At 38.4% G+C, this 4,364-nt stretch carries 5 protein-coding genes and 1 riboswitch; all 5 genes read right to left on the reverse strand.

Annotated features, from left to right (window positions below):
- Positions 1 to 469 (reverse strand): hydroxyethylthiazole kinase (locus QMF79_RS03235; protein ID WP_281772752.1); only part of this gene is annotated, 469 nt, incomplete at its 3' end.
- 114 nt (positions 470 to 583) lie between these two features.
- Positions 584 to 672: riboswitch (TPP riboswitch) on the reverse strand.
- 93 nt (positions 673 to 765) lie between these two features.
- Positions 766 to 1,785, reverse strand: coding sequence for a tetratricopeptide repeat protein (locus QMF79_RS03240; protein WP_281772753.1), 1,020 nt, complete (start codon positions 1,783 to 1,785; stop codon positions 766 to 768).
- Complete coding sequence (locus tag QMF79_RS03255) at positions 1,785 to 2,768, reverse strand: tetratricopeptide repeat protein (protein WP_345739937.1); 984 nt, start codon at positions 2,766 to 2,768, stop codon at positions 1,785 to 1,787. Before QMF79_RS03255 ends, QMF79_RS03240 begins: the two co-directional genes overlap by 1 nt.
- Positions 2,769 to 2,780: 12 nt before the next feature.
- Positions 2,781 to 3,677: a hypothetical protein gene (locus QMF79_RS03260; protein WP_111312181.1), complete on the reverse strand. Its 897-nt coding sequence runs from the start codon at positions 3,675 to 3,677 to the stop codon at positions 2,781 to 2,783.
- A partial coding sequence (locus QMF79_RS03265; protein WP_281772754.1) for an SEL1-like repeat protein occupies positions 3,677 to 4,364 on the reverse strand: 688 nt, incomplete at its 5' end. The genes QMF79_RS03260 and QMF79_RS03265, both read right to left, overlap by 1 nt.

Consider the following 4,364-nt stretch of genomic DNA (forward strand, 5'->3'; position numbering starts at 1 on the left):
CATAGCGTTGAGCCACTTTCTCGGCAACGGCTTTTAAATCCACTTCGCCCTGCCCTGCATCCACACCTTTTGCTTGCCATGCTTCTCCTGCAATCGCAGCCAGTTCGCCCGCATTGCCCCGAATCAGAGCAAATTTTACCTCGGCTAACAGCTCACGAATGGTCTCACGACGATAACTGGTTGCCCCCACACCCACAGGATCTAACACCACAGGAATCCCAACCGCATTTGCGGTTTTACCCGCCAACAACATTGCCTCTCGCTCCTTGCCAATCAGCGTGCCGATATTAATGACCAACGCTTGACTGATTTTCGGTACTTCCTGCATTTCTTCGACATTCGCCGACATCAATGGCGAAGCCCCCAATGCCAACAAGCCATTAGCACTAAAATTCGCTGCTACAATGTTGGTGATGTTATGAATGAGCGGATTCTGCTCACGGATTTTGGAGAGATAGATGGATTTCATGACAATTTCCCTATTCTGTGCGTGTAACAAACACAAACGCCCACAAGCTAGTGGGTGAAAGTAGTGATGGAAATCGGGGAAGGTAAAAACGATAAGATCGTGATTGATAAGAATAGACTTGGCATATTAGTTTCCTACGTCAGTGCTAACTGTTTCAGGTTCACGGGTATCATCTCAGCCTTTCGGCACCCCGACTAAAAATTGAATGAAGTGTACGCTTCTTTTTAAGAAAAAACAAGCGGTCAATTTCTTCTCACGTGTTGCAAATAGTGGGAGGAATTTGACCGCTTGGGCAATTATTTCTCTTGTTCTTTTTCGTTTAACTCTCGATATTTATCACACCCTTCTTGGCTGCGTAAATCGCAGGCATCACCAAAATATGTTTTCGCTTTGGCTTTATCTTTTTCCAACTTGCCTAGCTTGATTAACACGTTCGGATCTTTACTTAATACCAACTCTTCTTTAATTACTTCAATTTTTTCTTGAAGATCGGGCTGTTTTGGCAAATCATCACGACTAAGAACATTCAGTTTTAAACCGGTAATATCCGTAATTTTTTTATCTTTGCAAGTCAAATATTCGTTACATCTATCCAACAATTCTTCAACTATTTTTTCATTCTTTGGTGTACCCAAACCTAATAAATAAAGCGTAGCTAAATTTTGGTAAATATTAATATCTCCACCTCCAAATACTATAAATAGCACATCCGATGTGTTATTTATTTTGATATTTTTGTAAGCTTCACTATACCAATAAAATGCTTTCTGCCAATCTTGTTGTACACCATCACCATAAAAATAAGCACTTCCCAAATTTGCTTGAGAATCTGGAAATCCTGCTTCAGCATTTTGGGTCAATAACATTATTGCACTTAACTTATCTCCTTTAAAAACCAAGCGGAGTGCTTGGAAATTTTTCGCATTATAACTTCCTAATTGAATAGCTTTTTCAAGGTATTCATCTTTTATTTGCTCATCTAAATTGGATAATTGATAATAAGCCTCAGCATAATTTTGTGCAGCCGCTTTCTCATACCATTTTTTAGCAAATTCTTTTTGATCATTACTTTCATAGATTTCAGCTAACTGAAATTGTGCAGCTGGATAACCTTTTTCTGCTAACACACGCAAACGCTCAGCAGGAAAGTTTTCTAATTCCTCGCTTGCCTTTATATCGTCATAATGCTGTTTACGCTCTAATAAACGTTCTAACTTCCGAATTTCTGCCTGTTCTGGGTAATATTGGGTAAAATACACCGCTCCGCCACCAATCGCCGCCAATAATAAAAAGGCTAAGGTTAATTTTTTCTTCATTATTTTGCTCCCTGATTTAATTCACGATACGTATCACAACCTTCTTGGATTTTATTATCACAAGCCATACCAAACCATTTTTTAGCCGTAGCAAGATTTTGTTTTACACCAAGACCACCTGCATAAGAATACCCAAGAATCATTTGAGCATCGCCATCATTTTGCTCTGCTGCTTTTTGATACCATTTCACCCCCTCTTTCTCATCTTTCTTAACAATGTCTCCAGAAAAATAGATAGCACCTAACTGTTTTTGTGCAGCTAAATGCCCGCTATCTCCTGCTTTCTTAAACCATTTTATAGATTGAGCATCATTTTGTTTAACCCCAAAACCATTATGATACATTAAACCCAATTGATATTGAGCTTCAACATTTTCTTGATTCGCTGCTTTTTCTAACCATTTAAAAGCTTCCGCAAAATCTTGTTTTACTCCCCAGCCTGTAATATACATACCAGCCAACTCATACTGTGCTAAAGCCACACCTTGTTCAGCAGATTTTTTATACCATTTTACCGCTTCAAAATAATCTTGTTTTACACCTTGCCCCTTATTATACATTACGCCCAAATTTAATTGAGCCAGTGCAAGTCCTTGCTCCGCCGCTTTGCGATACCATTTCACCGATTCAACATCATCTTGTTTGACGCCTTCTCCGGTTCGATACATATTACCCAAATTTAATTGAGCCTGTGCAAGTCCTTGCTCCGCGGCTTTGCGATACCACTTCACCGCTTCAACATCATCTTGTTTGACGCCTTGCCCCTTATCATACATCAAGCCCAAATTAAATTGAGCCTGTGCATCTCCCTGCTCTGCCAGAGGTAACCAAAGTTTAAAGGCGGTTTGATAATCACCCCTTTTTGTAGCTTCAAGACCTTGTTGGAATTGCTGTTCCGGCGTATCCGCCCAAGCGGTGGAGTGAAAAGAAAAGAGAGAAGCACCTAAAAGTGCGGAGGTTAAAAGTGTTTTTGTGAGTTTCATTTGTTTTCCTTATTAAGATTTAAATATATTACTTATTCTTTTACCACGATAATTATATGGATTGATTAACTCGTAACTTTGTAAGTCTTGATATGAAATTTTAAAAATTTCATTTATTTTTGCAATAATCTCAATTAAATCATTATCCATACCAAAATTAAAAAGATAAAATTCATCTTCTCTTACCACATCAAGAATAATCTGTCTCACTCGCTCAATAATTTCATTAGATAAATTTTTGCTTTCTATAAAATGTTTTATGATATAGCGAATATGATCGCGATAGCTTTGCTCTGCGTTAGGCTCTAGTTTGGCAAGCATCGCATAGTAAGGTATGGCTTTAATCCCTAATTCAATAATCTCTTCATTAAATTTCTCGTTCCCAAATATGGCTTCATTAATACGGATTTCATCATCTTCTTGTTTAAACTTAGCTAAAATAGAATAAAGCCTATATCCCATATCTAAATCTTTTGTATTTATTGCTAGGCTGATCCACTCTATTTCATTTTCCTTGATACTTTCATTTAGAACATATCGAGAAAGCAAATTAAACATCTTTTCTTTATGTGAGTAATCTTTCAATATACTTTCAAGTTTACCCTCTTTTATTTCTACACTTGATAAAACCTTAACTATCTCTCCTTTTATATTTTTATGCTCTTCTCTTAAATTTTGTAGATTATTTTCTGCTTCATTAATATTTTCTTTAAAATCCTTGTATGAAATAAAAGCATAGATAACAGATATAGCCGCTAAAATTCCTGCAAGTGTTCCCAGAAAAGTTAAAACAATCACCGTTTTATCCAATAATGTTTTATCTGCACCATAATGCATCACCGCGTTAAAGTAAAGCAAACAAAATAAAACGGCAATCCCACTTACAAGTTGAAATTGCCAATTTTTCATTACAACTCTCCTCTATTTAGCTTGCCATAATATTTGCAACCATTTTGATTACTATTATCACAAGCCTTACCAAACCATTCTTTGGCGAGTGTTCTATCTTTCTGAATACCTCGTCCAATAAGATACGATATACCTAATTTAAGCTGCCCATCAGCACTACCATTTTCTGCTGCTTTCTTAAACCACTTCACGGCTTCGGTATCATCTTGTCTTACGCCACGCCCTGCACTATAAGCCGAACCTAAATTAGCCTGAGCATTTGCCTGTCCCTGCTCCGCGGCTTGGCGATACCATTTCACCGCTTCAACATCATCTTGTTTTACGTCATGCCCGCCTTCATACATCACGCCTAAATTAAATTGAGCCTTTGCCTGTCCCTGCTCCGCGGCTTGGCGATACCATTTCACCGCTTCAAAATCATCTTGTTTGACGCCTCGTCCATCATCATACATCACGCCCAAATTAAATTGAGCCGATGCATCCCCCTGCTCCGCGGCTTGGCGAAACCATTTCACCGCTTCAACATCATCTTGTTTGATGCCTTGTCCATTAGCATACATCAAGCCCAAATTAAATTGAGCCGATGCATCCCCCTGCTCCGCCGCTTTGCGAAACCATTTCACCGCTTCAACATCATCTTGTTTGACGCCTCGTCCATCATCATACATCACGCCCAAATTAAATTGA

It is taken from the genome of Pseudohaemophilus parahaemolyticus, from assembly GCF_938021905.1.
Lineage (GTDB): Bacteria > Pseudomonadota > Gammaproteobacteria > Enterobacterales > Pasteurellaceae > Haemophilus_A > Haemophilus_A parahaemolyticus_B.

Coding starts and splice junctions, on each gene's coding strand:
- QMF79_RS03240 (WP_281772753.1), bottom strand. CDS start 1,785: ATGAAGAAAAAATTAACCTTAGCCTTTTTATTATTGGCGGCGATTGGT.
- QMF79_RS03255 (WP_345739937.1), bottom strand. CDS start 2,768: ATGAAACTCACAAAAACACTTTTAACCTCCGCACTTTTAGGTGCTTCT.
- QMF79_RS03260 (WP_111312181.1), bottom strand. CDS start 3,677: ATGAAAAATTGGCAATTTCAACTTGTAAGTGGGATTGCCGTTTTATTT.